We start from the raw sequence: 16,133 nt of genomic DNA, 5'->3' as shown, positions 1-16,133 counted from the left end.
TTGCTTGGTAATTTAGCAGCGCCGGAGCGACCGGGGTAGGTGCATCGTGGAACTGTCCCTCGACGGAAGCGTTGTCCTGGTGACGGGCGGCGTGCGGGGTGTCGGTCTCGGGATCACCCGCGCGTTCCTCTCGGCCGGTTCGACTGTTGTTGTTTGCGCCCGTCGTCCCGCTGACGTGCCTGGCGCCACCTTCTTCCCGTGTGATGTCCGGGACGCCGAGCAGGTCTCGTCGCTGATGTCTTCGGTGGTTTCCCGGTTCGGGCGGCTCGACGTCGTGGTCAACAACGCCGGTGGCGCGCCGTTCGCGTTGGCGGACAAGGCTTCGCCGCGGTTCCACCAGAAGATCGTGGAGCTGAACCTGCTGGCACCTCTGCTCGTGTCGCAGGCCGCTTACTCCGTGATGCGCGAGTCCGGCGGGTCGATCGTGATGGTGAGCAGCGTGTCCGGCCGCCGTCCGTCGCCGGGGACCGCTGCTTACGGCGCCGCGAAGGCCGGGCTGGACAACCTGACTGCCTCTTTGGCTGTCGAGTGGGCGCCTCGGGTGCGGGTGAACTCCCTGGCCGTCGGGATGGTGCGGACCGAGCAGTCGCACCTGCACTACGGGTCTGAAGCCGGGATCGAGGCGGTGTCTCGCACTGTGCCGTTGGGGCGGCTGGCCACGCCGGACGAGGTTGGCGCGTGCGCGGTGTTCCTGGCCTCGCCGCTGGCTTCTTACGTGACCGGTGCGACTTTGGTTGTGCATGGCGGGGGAGAGGTACCCGCGTTCCTGGGTGCCGCCGACACTGATGGGGGTTCGTCATGAGCTTGTGCGAGGACCGGGTCGTCATCGTCACGGGAGCGGGCCGAGGCATCGGACGTGCGCACGCCCTGGCGTTCGCCGCTGCGGGCGCACGAGTCGTGGTGAACGACCTGTCGGTGGGACCTGCTGCCGAGGTGGCATCGCTGATCGGGCCTCGTGCGGTGGTGAACACCGACGACATCGGCACCTGGGCCGGCGCCGCACGGGTGGTCGACGCGGCGGTGTCGACGTTCGGCGGACTCGACGTGCTCGTGAACAACGCCGGAATCGTGCGCGACCGCATGATCGTGAGCTGTGGCGAGGACGAGTTCGACGAGGTCGTGCGGGTGCATTTGAAGGGCCACTTCGCGTTGCTGCGGCACGCCGGCGCCCACTGGCGAGCGGTGCACAAGGCGGGCGGCTCGGTGTCGGGGCGCGTGATCAACACGTCGTCCGGCGCGGGCCTGTTCGGGAGCGTCGGGCAGGCGAACTACTCGGCGGCCAAGGCGGGGATCTCGGCTCTGACGCTGGTGGCGGCCGCTGAACTGGCTCGCTACGGGGTGACGGTGAACGCGATCGCGCCCGCTGCCCGGACCCGGATGACCGAGGCGACGTTCGCGGAGACGATGGCGGCGCCGGAGGACGGGTTCGACGCGATGGCGCCCGAGAACGTCTCGCCGCTGGTGGTCTGGCTCGGGTCCGAGGAGGCCGGGGACGTCACCGGGCGGATGTTCGAGGTCGACGGCGGGCGGATCTGCGTGGCGCACGGGTGGCAGCGCGGTCCCGAGGTGGACAAGGGCGATCGGTGGGAGCCGGAGGAGCTGGGCGGGGTGGTCCGCAAACTGGTCGCGGACGATCACCCCGTTCCCGTTTACGGAGCTTGAGCGCGGCGTCTACCTCGACCGCAACTCGACGTCGGGTGGTCATGGTCGGTCGTTCACGACGTTGACCGTCTTGTAGTTGGAAGCATCGGAACTGGCGGGGCAACTGGCAGGCAGCGGCTTGAACTTCACGGTGCCCCCGTCGTCGGGCTTCATGTTGGCCAATGCCTCACCGCACTGTTGCGATGCACGAAGGACGACAACAGGGTAGACGGTGCCCTGTTCGTCCCCATCGTTACCGATAGGGGCGTTGTGGAACGACCACTTCCCGCTTGTTGATATCGCCAGCTGGTTCTCGTTGGTCTGGTAGAAGAACCCGTCGGTGGGATCGAAATCCAGTATCCAGATCCGGTCCTCACGACATGCCGATCCGGCGAACAGCGCCCCTTCGGTCGCTGAGATCCTGGTCATCTCGGCTGGTTGCGACACGGCAAAAATCGTGTCGCAGCCGGTGGTGACCATCGTCGGAGCTTTTTGCTGTGGCGTGAGCGTGGACGCTGTCGGCGATGGCACGGGCCGTGAGGCAGTGTGCGCTGGTGTGACTGTCACAGTTGTTGACGAAGCCGACTTGGCCGCCGCCGTAGTTGTCGCGTTTGTTGTGGGTGTCGTGGTGGAAGGCGTAGTGGTTGATACACCCTGTGTTGGTAGAACTTGCTCAACCGGACCCTTGGACAGAGGGAGCGTCAAGAGCAGAGCCAGTGCCATCGCTGCGCAGACCGCGACTGCGGTGAGTGCGACCTGACGACGTTTCCAGAAGTCACGCAACATTGCCTCACGCCGACATTCAAGGTCCGTCGTTGACCAGCCGCACTTCTGTGCGGTGAGCCTTGTCGCCAGGTGCAGGACAGGTGGTCGGCAGTGGTGTGAACTTCACGGTGCCTTCGCCGTCAGCCTTCATGTTCTTCAACGCTTCGCTACAGGATGTGGTGGCCCGGAGAACGACCACCGGGTAAACCGTCCCCCTGCGGTCGCCTGGGTTGCCAATGGGTGCGTTCACGAAACGCCAGGCGCCTGCCGCGATGACAAGTGGTTCTGCGTTGACCTGGTAGTAGTACCCATCAGTCGGATCATGGTCCAGCAGCCAGATCTGCTCACCGTCGCAGGCTGTTCCGGCGAACTCGGCTCCGCCGCTGGCGGAGATCTTCGTCATGTCCGCGGGCCTGGTGATGCCGAACTTGCCATCGCACTCGGCGGGGATCGCGAATGTTGAGGCCGGCGTGGCTGACACTGATGGAGACGTGGGTGACGAAACCGGTGTGGACGCAGACGTAGCCGGCTTGTTGATGTAGGCGACCACGATCGCGCTGACCGCTGCGAGCACGGCGGCAACGACCGCTCCCACCGCTGCAATGATCGCCGCCCTGTGGGCGTCATTCTTGCCGCGGTCCTCGGTCATCAGACGCTCACTGCTCTCGAGTGACTACCTGCTCTCTTGATGTCTCACTTCGTGCCGGCATGCGAGCCCATTACCAGTGGACAACGAATTCACTCGTTCGGCTCACGTCAAGACGGTCCTGAAGGATTGCTGGAGCGGCCAGCGAATGGACAACGTCCAGTTCAGCGCGGTATTCCGGATGCCGTGTTATAGAGGGGCAGGCACGGCTATCCCGAACAAACCAACATGAGCACCACTTAGATCCGTTCGATGATCGTGCCGGTGGCCATCGCCCCACCCGCGCACATCGTGATCAACGCCGTCGAAGCGTCCCGCCGCTCCAACTCGTGCAACGCCGTCGTGATGAGCCGCGTGCCCGTGCTGCCCACCGGGTGACCGATCGCGATCGCGCCACCGTTCACGTTGACCCGGTCCAGGTTCGGCCGGTGCACCGAAGCCCACGAGAGCACGACGGACGCGAACGCCTCGTTGACCTCGAACAGGTCGATGTCCGCCATCTTCATCCCACTGCGTTCGAGCAGCCGCGTGGTCGCGTCGACCGGGCCGTCGAGCAGGTAGTACGGGTCGGAACCGACCAGGCACTGCGTGACGATCCGCGCGCGCGGCGTCAGTCCGTGGGCCCGTGCGAAGTCCTCGTCGACGACCATGACGGCCGACGCGCCGTCCGAGATCTGCGACGACGTGCCCGCGGTGTGGACGCCGTCGGGCAGCACCGGCTTCAACGCGGCCAGGGCTTCCAGACTGGTCTCCCGCAGGCCCTGATCGGTTTCCACGAGCTCCTCGCCCACCTTCACCGGGATGACCTCGGCGGTGAACCGTCCCTCGGCCCAGGCGCGCTGAGCCCGCGTCTGCGACTGGACGCCGAACCGGTCAACCTCCTCGCGCCCGATGCCGCGCCGTTCCGCGATTCGTTCCGCCCCGACGAACTGGTTCGGCGCGTCGATGGACCACGAGTCGGGACGGGGTGAGCCTGCGTCGCCGATGTTGCTGCGCAAGGGGACGCGGCTCATCGCCTCGACGCCACACGCGATGCCGCACGAGATGGCGCCCGCGTGGATCAGGCCTGCGATGAGGTGCGTGGACTGCTGGGCTGAGCCGCACTGGGCGTCGACCGTGGTGGCGCCGGTGGTGTGGGGCAGGCCCGTGTGCAGCCAGGCGGTGCGGGCGATGTTGTTGGACTGCTCGCCTGCCTGGGTGACGGTGCCGCCGATGACTTGTTCGACAGTGGACGGATCGACACCGGTCCTGTCAAGAAGACCTCGTTGTGCCGCACCGAGGAGCTCGGCCGCGTGCAGACCGGACAACCAGCCGTTGCGCCTGCCGATGGGCGTGCGCACCGCTCCCACGATCACCGGACTGCCCACGCGAGCCTCCTAGGAATTAGAACACGTTCTTATCATGCTCCAGATTGGCCGCCTGAGGGCTTCAACACAAGGCGCAAGCGTGTTTGAATCGGATAGAACGCGTTCCACCTAGGAGGTTCCTGTGGGCAAGCCGCGCATCCCGGAAGGCTTCGACTTCACCGACCCCGACATGTACGCGAGTCGCCTGCCCGTCGACGAGCTCGCCGAACTGCGCCGCACCGCGCCGATCTGGTGGAACTCCAAACCCGAGGGGCAGGGCGGGTTTCCCGACGACGGCTACTGGGTGGTGACGCGGCACCACGACGTCAAGGAGGTCTCGCGCAACAGCGAGGTCTTCTCCAGTCGGGAGAACACCGCGATCATCCGGTTCAAGGACGACATGCCGCGCGACAACATCGAGATGCAGCGGCTGCTCCTGCTGAACATGGACCCGCCGACGCACACCAAGCAACGCGGCATCGTCTCGCGCGGCTTCACACCGAAGGCCGTCAACGCTCTGCGTGACGCGCTCACCGAACGCGCCGAGCGGATCGTGGCGGAGGCCGTGGCGAAGGGCAGCGGCGACTTCGTGACGGACGTGGCGTGCGAGTTGCCCCTGCAGGCGATCGCCGAGCTGATCGGCATCCCGCAGGAGGACCGCCGCAAGATCTTCGACTGGTCGAACCAGATGATCTCCTACGACGACCCCGAGTTCGAGATCGAACCGCTCGCCGCCGCCGCCGAGCTCCTCGGCTACTCGTGGACGATGGCGGAAGATCGCCGCAAGTGCCCGCGTTCGGACATCGTGACGAAGCTCGTGCAGGCTGATGCGGACGGTGCGTTCCTCGCGTCGGAGGAGTTCGGGTTCTTCGTGCTGTTGCTCGCGGTGGCGGGCAACGAGACCACGCGCAACGCGATCACGCACGGCATGAAGGCGTTCTTCGACCACCCCGAGCAGTGGGAGCTGTTCAAGGCGGAGCGGCCGAAGACGTCCGGCGACGAGATCGTCCGGTGGGCGACGCCGGTGGTGTCGTTCCAGCGCACCGCGATGTCCGACACCGTGCTCGGCGGCGTGGAGATCAAGCAGGGGCAACGGGTCGGGATGTTCTACTCGTCGGCGAACTTCGACGAGGAGGTGTTCGAGGAGCCGACGAAGTTCGACATCCTGCGCGACCCGAACCCGCACCTCGGGTTCGGCGGCAGTGGTGCGCACTTCTGCATCGGTGCGAACCTGGCCCGGCTGGAGATCGACCTGATCTTCAACGCGATCGCCGACGCCATGCCGAACATCAAGCAGACAGCCGAACCGCGGCGGTTGCGGTCCGGCTGGCTCAACGGCATCAAGGAGTTCCGAGTCCAGTATTCCTAGCGGCCAAGCACGCGACGCGCCCCCATCTCACCGATCATGATGGCGGGCGCGTTCGTGTTGCCACCGGTGATCGACGGCATGATCGAGGCGTCGCACACGCGCAACCCCTCGACACCGCGGACCTTGAGATCGGGATCGACGACCGCGAGCTCGTCGACACCCATCCGGCACGTGCCGACGCCGTGGTAGACCGACGTCGCGCGGTTGGGAATCGCGTCCCGCAGGTCCTGGCCCCGCACCTGAGCGCCGGGGTGGATCTCGGATTTGACCGAGCCGTTGAAGGCCTTCGACGCGAAGATCTCGCGGACCATCTCCGAACCCTCGGCGAGCACCTCGAGGTCGGCCGGGTCGGAGAGGTACTGGGGGTCGATGAGCGGTGCCGCCGCCGGGTCCGCCGAAGCGAGCCGGAGCGTGCCGCGGCTCTTCGGGTAGATCAACGTCGTCAGCACGGTGAGCGCCGGCCGCTGGTCGACGTCGTGCCGGATCGGCGCGTCCTGGTTGGGAGACACGTAGGCCCACGGCAGCAGGTGCAGCTGGAGGTCCGGGATCTGCCCGGCCTGGGAGGTCTTCAGGAACGCGACGGCCTCGAACACCGAGTTCGCGAGGAACGAGGTGCCCGGCCGGAGCAGCTCCGCGGTCAGCCCGCGGGCGAAGTACAACGGCGAACCCTTGTGCCGGCTCGACGACACGTGGAACGTCAGCGCGTGGAACATGTGGTCGTGCAGGTTGTCGCCGACGGGTAGGTCCGCGACGACGTCGATGCCGTGCTCGCGAAGGTGCTCGGCGTGCCCGACCCCGGACAGCATGAGCAGCTGCGCGGATCCGACGAACCCGGCCGACAGGATGACTTCTTTGCCTGCGCGGACAGTGCGCTGCGTGCCGTCGGGGTCGGTCACCGAGACGCCCACGGCACGGCCGTTCTCGATCAGCACCTTCCGGACGAGCACGCCGGACTGCAGCTCCAGTGTCCGGGGCGCGAGGTGGTGGAGGTAGCCGCGTGAGGCGCTGTAGCGGAGGCCGTGCGCGGCGTTCTGCTGCATCCGGCTGACGCCCTCCTGCGACTCGGCGTTGTAGTCGTCGAGGATCTTGCAGCCCACCGCGTCGGCGGTCGCCTGGAGGAACTGGAGGGAGCCCTCCTCGGGGTTCCTGATCCGGGTGACCTTGATCGGACCACCCTTGCCTCGGAACGTGTTCTCGCCGTCCTCGAAGTCCTCCATCCGCTTGTACGCGGCGTTGACGCTGTCGGCGTCCCAGCCCTCGTTGCCCTCCGCGGCCCAGGAGTCGAAGTTGGCGCGGTTGCCGCGGACGTAGACCATGCCGTTGATCGAACTGGACCCGCCGACCACCTTGCCGCGCGGCACCGGCATCTCGCGGTCGAGGGCGTGCTTCTGCGGCACTGTGTAGTAGCCCCAGTCGAAAGGCTTCTTGAGCTGGGGAACCGCGTGCATCGGGCCGACGAGACCCGGCTTGCGGACCATCAGCTTCTCGTCGGTCTTCCCGGCCTCGAGAACGATCACGCTCGCGCCCGACTCCGCCAGCCTGCCCGCGATCGCCGCCCCCGAACTGCCCGACCCGACGACCACGTAGTCGGCTTCGTCGCCCCGCGACGCCCTCTTCGCCATGTCCACTCCTCGGTCGGCCCGGCACCGAAAACTGAAACCTGTTCTAGTGAAACGTAGAGTGCGTCGGCCTGCTTTCGCAACGGCCCGCCGCCGATGCTGTGGATTCCGTTGTGAGTGATCGCGTGGCAAGACGTCCTCTCGGATTCCCGGCGATCTGGGGGTAGGTTCTGGTCCGCAAGAAGTGGACGTGACATTGCAAAAACCGAACTACGTCCCGGTAATTCGGGACAGATTCCCACGTGAGGTGGTCCCCATGGCCCGGAACCGGCCCCGTTCGAGACTCGTGGCAGTGTCGCTGGCGGCGGCCCTGCTCGGGACGCCACTGCTGACGGCAGGTGGGCCCGGCACCGCCCTCGCCGCGCCTGGCGAGGAGAACCTGGCCACCGGCAAGCAGATCACCGCGTCCTCGACGATCGGGAACTTCACCGCGGGCAAGGCGATCGACGACGACCCCGCCTCCTACTGGGAGGCCGCGGGTGACACGTTCCCGAACCTCCTCACCGTCGCTCTCGGTGCCAACGCCGACATCAGCTCGATCGTGCTGCGGGTGAACCCCGCGCCGGAGTGGGGGCCGCGCACGCAGACCGTGGAGGTGCTCGGACGGGAGCAGTCCTCGACCGAGTTCACCAGCCTCGTCGCCGCGACGCCGTACGGGTTCGACCCGGCCACCGGCAACAAGGTGACGATCCCGCTCACCGCCAAGGTCGCGGACGTGCGACTGCGGATCACCGCGAACACCGGATCCGGCGGCGGCCAGATCTCCGACTTCCAGATCATCGGCGTGCCCGCCCCCAACCCGGACCTCGTCGTGAGCACGATCTCGACCTCGAACCCGGTGGCGGGCAACGAGATCACCGCGAACGCGACGATCGTGAACAAGGGCACGCTGGCGACGGCGGCCACCACGAACGTCAGCTTCTACGCCGACGGCCGGAAGGTCGCCACCGCCCAGGTCGGCCCGCTCGGCGCGGCCGCGTCCCGGCAGGTGTCGGCGAAGATCGGCAAGCTCGCCGCGGGGACGCACCGGGTAGTCGCGAAGGTCGACGAAGCAGGGGCGATCTTCGAGACGAACGAGCAGAACAACGCGCTGACGAGCCAGATCACCGTCGGCCCCGCAGCTGGTGCGGATCTCGTCGCGGCACCGGTGTCCTGGACGCCGAGCAGCCCGGCCGCGGGGGACCGGGTGCGGTTCTCCGTCGCCGTCAGGAACGAGGGCTCGCGGGCGACGACGGGGTACGTGCACCTCATCGAGTCGACCGTGTCGGACGCGCACACCGGAGCGGTGCTCGCCAGGTTCTACGGCGTGCAGACCGGCCGGATCCCCGCCGGTGGCACGGCCAAGCCGGTCGACCTCGGCTCCTGGCCCGCTCGAGACGGCAAGTACGTCGTCCGCACGGTGATCACACCGGATCCGGCCGAGGCGAAGTCCAACCGGGACAACAACACGAGCTCGTCCGACCTGTACGTCGGCCGCGGCGCGCGCCTGCCGTACCAGACGATCGAGGCCGAGGACGGCAAGCTCGCCGGCGGTGCCGCGGTCGTCGGCCCGAACCGCACGATCGGTGACCTCGCGGGTGAGGCGTCCGGTCGCAAGGCGGTCACGCTGAACACCACCGGCAGCTCCGTCGAGTTCACGACCGACCGGCCGGCGAACTCGCTCGTCACCCGGTTCTCGATGCCCGACGGCGTCGAGTCCACTTTGGACATCTTCGTCAACGGCCGCTACCTCAAGGCGATCGACCTCACGTCGAAGTACGCGTGGCTCTACGGCCCGGAGTGGGGTCCGATCAACGACCCCGCAGCAGGTCCGGCAAGGCACATCTACGACGAGGCCAACGTCCTGCTCGGCACGACCGTGCCCGCCGGCAGCAAGATCAAGCTGCAGAAGACCGCCAGGAACACGTCGACGTACGCCATCGACTTCGTCAGTTTCGAGCAGGTGAGCCCGCGAGCGAACCCCGACCCGGCCCGCTACGTGATCCCCGACGGCCGTAGCCACGCCGCCGTGCAGGCCGCGCTGGACAAGGTGCGCAAGGACGTCACCGGCAAGCTGATCGGCGTCTACCTGCCACCTGGTGACTACGAGAACACGGGCAAGTTCACGGTCGCCGGCACCGCGATCAACGTCGTCGGCGCAGGGCCGTGGTTCACCAGGTTCCACGCGGTCGGGGCGGGTAACACCGACGCGGGCTTCACGGTCGACAGCTCCGCGAGCGGCTCGACGTTCCGCGGCTTCGGCTACTTCGGCGACTACACGACGCGGATCGACGGCCCCGGCAAGGTGTTCAACGTCGAGAACGTGTCGGATCTGACGTTCGACGACCTCTGGGTCGAGCACACCGTGGTTGCCATCTGGGGCACGAACGTGCACAACCTCGTTGTGCGCGACTCCCGGTTCCGCAACCTGTTCGCCGACGCGGTGAACTTCACCAACGGCAGCACGAACAACCACGTCGTCAACAACGAGGCACGCTCCACGGGTGACGACAGCTTCGCGCTGTGGGCGGCCACCGACATCCACAACGGAGACCAGCGGGACAACGTCTTCGAGCACCTCTCGGCGCTGACGCCGTGGCGTGCGGCGGGCATCGCGGTGTACGGCGGCCAGAACAACACGTTCCGCGACATCCACATCGCCGACGTGCTGGCAGGCTCCGGCGCGACCATCAGCTCGCTGAGCTTCGGCGTGCCGATGAAGGACTTCGGGCCTGCGCCGACCACCCTGAAGGGCATCACGATCGACCGGTCCGGCGGCCACTTCTGGGGCGCGCAGACGTTCCCGGCGCTGTGGCTGTTCTCGGCGACGAACAGGTTCCAGGCGATCCGGGTCAGCGATCTGGACATCGTCGACCCGACCTACAGCGGGATCATGTTCCAGACCAACTACGTGAACGGCCAGCCGGCCAACACCATCACCGACACGAAGTTCACCAACGTGTCCATCACCGGCGCCCGGCGCAGCGGTGACCAGTTCGAAGCCAAGTCCGGCTTCGGTCTGTGGGCCAACGAGCTGCCCGAACCCGGTCAGGGGCCCGCGATCGGCGCGGTGACGTTCGAAGGACTGCGCCTGAAGAACAACGAGGTGGACGTCAGGAACTCGACGTCCACCTTCACGATCGGCTGCTAGATCAAGGAGTTTTGAGGGTCGCGAGCGCGCGTTCTGTCTCCCAGAACGCGCGCAGCGACTTGATCAGCCCGTCCTCGCCGACGTTGTAGACGAACACGCCCTCGGTGTCGATCCGCGCCCCACCAGGCAGATGCGCCGTGATCGTGCCGACGTTGGCGCACTCGGACCCGGCCGCGAACGAGTCGTGCATCGCGAACTCGAAGCGTTCGACGTTGGCGATCGTCATGTCCCAGAACGCGGAGATAGCCTCCTTGCCGTGGTGGCCCTTGCCTTCGGCGTCGAACATCGAAGGGCCGACCGGGTCCTCGACCACCGCGTCCTCGGCGAACAACGCCAGCCAGGCGTCCTTGGCACCGGTCGTCACGGCCTCCATCGAACGCCAGGAGGCGACGCGGGCCGGGGTCTCGGTCTTCGAGGCCGTCCAGTTGATGGCGGTCACGCGAACTCTCCGATCACTTCGTCGGCGAAGCGCCGAAGTCCGTCCTTCTTGGCCTGCAGCGTGCCGTCGAAACCGACGCCGTAGAACAGCCACGGCACCACGATGATGTCGGTGACCCCGATCTCGCCGAGCTGCCGGTACCCGTCGAGGCCGTACCTGTCGATGCATACGGCCTGGATCTCGAACGGCCGCTCGAACGCCCCGAGATCGGTCAGCTGGGCGATCACCGACCTGAGGTCCTCGAACTTGATCATCGCCGACGTCCAGCCGTCACCGACGCGAGCGGCGCGCTTGAGAGCAGCCTCGGTGTGGCCGCCCACGTAGAACGGCACGGGCGAGGTCGGCGCGGGCGACATCTGCAGGCGGTCGAAGTCGAAGTAGTCGCCGTGGTACTCGACCATGCCACCGCCGAGCACGAGCTTCAGGATGTCGATCATCTCGTCGACCCGCGGCCCGCGGTTCTTGAACGGGGCGCCGCACCACTCGAACTCCTCGGGCGACCAGCCGAGCCCGACGCCGAGCCCGAAGCGGTTGCCGGTCAGGTGCGCGACCGAGCCGACCTGACGCGCGAGCAGCAACGGGTTGCGAGAACCCAGTTTCAGCACCTGCGTGTAGAAGTGGATGCGCGAGGTCACCGCGCCCATCGCGGCGGCGGCGACGAACGGGTCCACCCACGGGGTGTCGGCGTTCCACATGCGGGAGCCGTCGGGCGTGTACGGGTAGTCGGCGGAGACCTTCTCCGAGAAGAAGAGCGAGTCTGGCAGGGCGATGGAGGAGTAGCCGCATTCCTCGGCGCACTGGGCGAGCTCGGTGAGCTGGTCGAGTGGGCTCATGGCGATGCCGACGGTGAACTTCATGGCTTCTCCGATCCGACGACCCACATGGCGAAGAACTGCGAGCCGCCGCCGTACGCGTGGCCCAGTGCGATTCGGGCGCCGTCCACCTGGTGGTCGCCGGCGGTGCCCATGACCTGCATGGCCGCCTCGGCGAACCGCAGCAACCCGGACGCGCCGATCGGGTTGGACGACAGGACGCCCCCGCTCGGGTTGACCGGGAGCCGGCCGCCGATCTCGGTCTCGCCCGCCTCGGTGAGCTTCCAGCCCTGGCCGAGGTCGGTGAAGCCGAGGTTCTCGAGCCACATCGGTTCGAACCAGGAGAACGGGACGTAGATCTCGGCGGCGTCCACTTCGGACAGCGGATCGGTGATCCCGGCCTGTTTCCACAACGCACGTGCGGCGTCGCGGCCTGCCTGCGGGTTGACCTGGTCGCGTCCGGCGAACGTGGTGGGCTCGGTGCGCAGGGCGGTCGCCCGGATCCACGCGGCCCTTCCTGAGGTCGGCTCGGCGGAGATCACGACCGCGCACGCGCCGTCCGAGGACGGGCAGGTTTCGTCGTAGCGAATCGGGTCCCAGAGCATCGTGGACGCCTGTACCGACTCGACGGTGATGTCCGGCTGTTTGAGGTGCGCGTACGGGTTCTTGGCGCCGTTGCGCCGGTCCTTGGCGGCCACCATCGCGCCGACGTGTTCGGGTGCGCCCGCGCGGCGGATGTAGGCGCGGACGTGCGGGGCGAAGTAGCCGCCGGCGCCCGCGTGGACCGGCATGGTGAAGGGGGTCGGCACTGACAGCGCCCACATCGCGTTCGACTCGGACTGCTTTTCGAACGCCACGGCCAGCACTCGGTTGTGCACGCCGGACTGGACGAGTGAGGCGGCGACGTTGCCGGTGCTGCCGCCGACCGAACCCGCGGTGTGGACGCGTAGGAGTGGTTTGCCGACCGCGCCCAAGGCGTCCGCGAGGAAGAGTTCGGGCATCATGACGCCCTCGAACAGGTCCGGGGCCTTGCCGAGGACGACGGCGTCGATGTCGGACCAGTCGACGCCCGCGTCGGCCATCGCGCGGTCGATCGCTTCGCGGCAGAGACCGGCCATGGAGACGTCGAGGCGCTTTGCCGCGTGGTGGGTTTGGCCGGTGCCGACTACGGCTGCGGGGCGCATCAGGCTCGCCTTTCCACGATGGGGACGAGGTTCGGTTGGAGGGCGGGCCGCATCTCCGCTCCCCGCCCTTCCTCCACGCGGCTGAGGCTCCGCATCTACTCCCGCCCTTCCATGACGCAGACCAGGTTCTGCTGGAGCAGGGGCCCGCTCGTCGCGTGGCCCAACACCTTCGCGGCGGAGCCGTCGTGCACCCGCCTGGCCGCCTCACCGATCCGCGCCAGCCCGGCCGCGAACATCGGGTTGCCCGCCAGCACTCCACCCGACGGATTGACCACCACGTCATCCCCGAGCCCAAGTGCCTGGCGCAGCAGGATCTCCTGGTGGGTGAACGGCGCGTGCAGCTCAGCCACCTCGACACCCTCAGCCCCGGCCGCCTTGCCCGCGGCCACCGTCGAAGGCGAAGTCAACAGGTCACGTGCGCCGAAGGACGGCGAGTCCACCCGATGCTCGAAGCCCGTGATCCACGCCGGACGTTCGCACAACTCCCGCGCGCGATCACCCGCCGCCAGCACGATCGTCGCCGCGCCATCGGTGATCGGCGCACAGTCGTGCCGTCGCAACGGATCCGCAAGGTACTCGGACGCCAGCAGCTCGTCGACGTCGACGTTCCCGGACAGTTGCGCGAGTGGGTTGGAAAGCGCGTTGGCACGGCTTTGCGCGGCGACGGAAGCCATCGCGCGCTCGTCCCACAGTCCGGCCTCGATGCCCATCCGAGCCTGAATCCCGGCCAGGCCAACAGAGTCAGGCCACAACGGAGTCACCACGTAGGGATCCAGCTGCATCGCCATGACTCGTCGGAGCTGACCAGCGGACGACTTGCCGAAGCCGTAGACGAGAGCCGTGTCGATCTCGCCGCACAGCAGCTTCACCCAGGCCTCGTAGAGCGCCCAGGCCGCGTCCATCTCGACGTGCGACTCCATGATCGGCGGGAAGGCGCCGATCGCGTCCACCGCGGACACGAACGAGAACGCTCGCCCGGCCAGGTAGTCGGAGGAGCCCGAGCACCAGAAGCCGATGTCGGACTTGGTCAGGCCGAGCGAGCCCAGCACCTCGTGGAAGATCGGCACCAGCATCTCGACGCCGTTGGTGGTGCCGTCGGTCTCGCGCACGCACGGCGTCTGTGCGAACCCGACCACTGCGATATCGCGCATCAGGGCCTCACAGGTGCTGGGAGTAGGAGTCGAACGGCGCGTCGGGCTCGCCGGAAGGCTTGAAGTGGTCGATGTTCTGCATCGTCGGGCCCCACTCGTCGCGCGGCTTCCACACCGCCTCCACACGCATGCCCATCCGCACGTCCTCGGGCGCGATGCCGAGCAGCAGGTGCAGGAACGGGATGTCCGCGCCGTCGAGCAGCACGTAGGCCGAGACGTACGGGGGTGGGATGCGCTGGCCCAGGAACGGCACGTTGACCACGCAGAACGTCGTGATCGTGCCGCGGTCGGACAGCTCGACCTGGTCCGTCGTCGGTACGCCGTCGGTCGGGCACGCGGGGCGCGGCGGGAAGTAGACCTTCGAGCACGCAGGGCAGCGCTGGGCGATCAGCCGGCCTTCCATGAGGCCGCGCAGGAACGGGTCCTCGGTCGGCGACGCGGAATGCGTGTAATGGAGGTTCACGGGCGTGATCACCATCGAGACTTCCTCGGCCTCGACCGGGTCATCCCCAGGAGCATCCGAGAGTTCGAAACACTCGATGTCGGTGATCGCGCCAACGCGTTCGTCGCGCCATCGCACCCGTACGCGCGCACCGGTCGACATCGCGTCAGCAGTTCCGGCGTCGACTGCGTGCAACATCGTTGTGTCCGCGCCGTCGAGCTGGATCAGCGCCCACGCGAAGGGTCGGTCGAGAGGCTGGCCTTCGAGCGGCTCGGGAATCCACGACCACCCGCGCACGACACCGGTCGACGCCACGTCGACGAAGTCCGTCAGCCGGGTCGCGGTCACCGGGTCGTACTCGAGCGGCGGCACGTGGACGCGGCCGTCGGAACCGCGGATCCCCGTCACCTTCCGGCGGCGCAGATCCGAGAGGAACCGGCCCAGCGTGGGGCCGGTGGAGCGCGTGTAGTCGAAGCCCACGTCGAGCGGAGCACTCAGTGGCCGAGTCACAGATCAAAGTGAAACAGGTTCTCGAAATGGTGGCAAGATGGGTGCCATGAAGCTCGGTCTGCAGCTCGGCTACTGGGGTGCGGCGCCACCCTCGAACGCCCCCGAACTGGTGGCGGCGGCGGAAGAGTTCGGCTTCGACGCGGTGTTCGCGGCCGAGGCGTGGGGCTCGGACGCCTTCACCCCGTTGGCGTGGTGGGGATCCGACACGCAACGGGTCCGGCTCGGCACGTCGGTCGTGCAGATGTCCGCACGAACGCCGGCCGCTTGTGCCATGCACGCACTGACCCTCGACCATCTGTCAGGTGGCAGGTTCGTGCTCGGGCTGGGCGTGTCCGGACCTCAGGTCGTGGAGGGCTGGTACGGCCGCCCGTTCGCCAAACCCCTTGCCAGGACCAGGGAATACGTCGACATCCTGCGCCAGGTCATGGCCCGCGAGGCGCCGGTCACCAACGCCGGTCCGCACTACCCGTTGCCGTATCAGGGGCCGGGTGCGATCGGGCTGGGCAAGCCGCTCAAGCCCATCACCCACCCGCTGCGCGCTGACCTGCCCATCTGGCTCGGCGCGGAGGGTCCGAAGAACGTCGCGCTGACGTCCGAGATCGCCGACGGCTGGCTCGCGATCTACTACGCGCCCCGGCTCTCCGGGATGTACAACGAATGGCTGGACGAGGGGTTCGCGAAATCGGGTCGTAGCAGGGAGAACTTCGAGGTCGCGGCCACCTGTCAGGTCGTCGTGACGGACGATCCGGTGTCGGTCAGGGCCATGCTCAAGCCGTTCGTCGCTTTGTACATCGGCGGAATGGGCGCGCCCGGCATGAACTTCCACGCCGAGGTCTTCACCCGCATGGGATACGGCGAGGCGGTGCAGGACATCGGCAAGCTGTTCCTCTCCGGGCGCAAAGACGAGGCGGCACAGGTGGTTCCGGACGAACTGGTCGCCGAGATCAGCATCGTCGGCACGGCCGAGCACGTCCGCGACGAGATCGGGCGGTGGGAGAAGGCCGGCGTCACGATGCTCATCGTCGGGTGTCGTGACGTTGCCTCGATCAAGGCCGTCGCTGAGGCTTGTCAGTAGGTGA

Annotated in this window: 14 protein-coding genes; 5 read left to right on the top strand and 9 right to left on the bottom strand. The window is 67.5% G+C overall.

Annotated features, from left to right (window positions below; all coding sequences use genetic code 11):
* The first annotated feature begins 46 nt into the window (after positions 1-46).
* Together AB0M24_RS05285 and AB0M24_RS05280 are read left to right on the top strand one after the other, a co-directional pair.
* A complete protein-coding gene (locus tag AB0M24_RS05285; RefSeq protein ID WP_363761279.1) occupies positions 47-802 on the top strand; it encodes an SDR family oxidoreductase in 756 nt (251 codons plus the stop codon).
* Positions 799-1,662, top strand: a complete 864-nt coding sequence (locus AB0M24_RS05280; RefSeq protein ID WP_363761277.1) for an SDR family oxidoreductase — start codon at positions 799-801, stop codon at positions 1,660-1,662. Before AB0M24_RS05285 ends, AB0M24_RS05280 begins: the two co-directional genes overlap by 4 nt.
* Before the next feature lie 39 nt (positions 1,663-1,701).
* Here the strand turns inward: AB0M24_RS05280 and AB0M24_RS05275 are convergent, their stop codons facing one another.
* From AB0M24_RS05275 to AB0M24_RS05265, 3 genes are all read right to left on the bottom strand, one after another.
* Positions 1,702-2,121 (bottom strand): hypothetical protein, encoded by a 420-nt coding sequence (locus AB0M24_RS05275; protein ID WP_363761275.1) that lies wholly within the window; start codon positions 2,119-2,121, stop codon positions 1,702-1,704.
* A gap of 322 nt (positions 2,122-2,443) precedes the next feature.
* Positions 2,444-3,055: a hypothetical protein gene (locus AB0M24_RS05270; RefSeq protein WP_363761273.1), complete on the bottom strand. Its 612-nt coding sequence runs from the start codon at positions 3,053-3,055 to the stop codon at positions 2,444-2,446.
* A gap of 236 nt (positions 3,056-3,291) precedes the next feature.
* Positions 3,292-4,419 carry a steroid 3-ketoacyl-CoA thiolase gene (locus AB0M24_RS05265; protein ID WP_363761271.1) on the bottom strand — a complete coding sequence of 376 codons (1,128 nt, stop codon included), beginning with the start codon at positions 4,417-4,419 and terminating at the stop codon, positions 3,292-3,294.
* Between the two features lie 121 nt (positions 4,420-4,540).
* Between AB0M24_RS05265 and AB0M24_RS05260 the strand changes: the two genes are divergently transcribed.
* Positions 4,541-5,767, top strand: a complete 1,227-nt coding sequence (locus AB0M24_RS05260; protein ID WP_363761269.1) for a cytochrome P450 — start codon at positions 4,541-4,543, stop codon at positions 5,765-5,767.
* Here the strand turns inward: AB0M24_RS05260 and AB0M24_RS05255 are convergent.
* The gene (locus AB0M24_RS05255) at positions 5,764-7,389 is read right to left on the bottom strand and encodes a GMC family oxidoreductase N-terminal domain-containing protein (protein ID WP_363761267.1); all 1,626 of its coding nucleotides are present in this window, start codon (positions 7,387-7,389) and stop codon (positions 5,764-5,766) included. The genes AB0M24_RS05260 and AB0M24_RS05255 overlap by 4 nt on opposite strands.
* A 253-nt stretch (positions 7,390-7,642) precedes the next feature.
* Between AB0M24_RS05255 and AB0M24_RS05250 the strand changes: the two genes are divergently transcribed.
* Complete coding sequence (locus AB0M24_RS05250; RefSeq protein WP_363761265.1) at positions 7,643-10,516, top strand: CARDB domain-containing protein; 2,874 nt, start codon at positions 7,643-7,645, stop codon at positions 10,514-10,516.
* A gap of 1 nt (position 10,517) precedes the next feature.
* Here the strand turns inward: AB0M24_RS05250 and AB0M24_RS05245 are convergent, their stop codons facing one another.
* The 5 genes from AB0M24_RS05245 to AB0M24_RS05225 all read right to left on the bottom strand — a co-directional run bounded on the left by AB0M24_RS05245 (position 10,518) and on the right by AB0M24_RS05225 (position 15,054).
* Positions 10,518-10,955 (bottom strand): nuclear transport factor 2 family protein, encoded by a 438-nt coding sequence (locus AB0M24_RS05245; RefSeq protein ID WP_363761263.1) that lies wholly within the window; start codon positions 10,953-10,955, stop codon positions 10,518-10,520.
* On the bottom strand, positions 10,952-11,812 hold the full coding sequence (locus tag AB0M24_RS05240; protein WP_363761261.1) for a TIGR03619 family F420-dependent LLM class oxidoreductase: 861 nt from the start codon (positions 11,810-11,812) through the stop codon (positions 10,952-10,954). The genes AB0M24_RS05245 and AB0M24_RS05240 overlap by 4 nt, the downstream gene beginning before the upstream one ends.
* The gene (locus AB0M24_RS05235) at positions 11,809-12,951 is read right to left on the bottom strand and encodes a thiolase domain-containing protein (protein ID WP_363761259.1); all 1,143 of its coding nucleotides are present in this window, start codon (positions 12,949-12,951) and stop codon (positions 11,809-11,811) included. The genes AB0M24_RS05240 and AB0M24_RS05235 overlap by 4 nt, the downstream gene beginning before the upstream one ends.
* 95 nt (positions 12,952-13,046) lie before the next feature.
* Positions 13,047-14,102 carry a thiolase domain-containing protein gene (locus AB0M24_RS05230; protein ID WP_363761257.1) on the bottom strand — a complete coding sequence of 352 codons (1,056 nt, stop codon included), beginning with the start codon at positions 14,100-14,102 and terminating at the stop codon, positions 13,047-13,049.
* A gap of 7 nt (positions 14,103-14,109) precedes the next feature.
* Positions 14,110-15,054: an OB-fold domain-containing protein gene (locus AB0M24_RS05225; protein ID WP_363761255.1), complete on the bottom strand. Its 945-nt coding sequence runs from the start codon at positions 15,052-15,054 to the stop codon at positions 14,110-14,112.
* A 46-nt stretch (positions 15,055-15,100) separates the two neighbouring features.
* Here AB0M24_RS05225 and AB0M24_RS05220 point away from each other — a divergent pair, with 46 nt between their 5' ends.
* Positions 15,101-16,129 (top strand): LLM class F420-dependent oxidoreductase, encoded by a 1,029-nt coding sequence (locus AB0M24_RS05220; protein WP_363761253.1) that lies wholly within the window; start codon positions 15,101-15,103, stop codon positions 16,127-16,129.
* Positions 16,130-16,133: the final 4 nt, after the last annotated feature.

It is taken from the genome of Lentzea sp. NPDC051838 (assembly GCF_040681245.1).
Taxonomy (GTDB): domain Bacteria; phylum Actinomycetota; class Actinomycetes; order Mycobacteriales; family Pseudonocardiaceae; genus Lentzea.
Note: the sequence above shows the minus strand (reverse complement) of the source record. Positions and strands in the feature narration are given on the sequence as shown.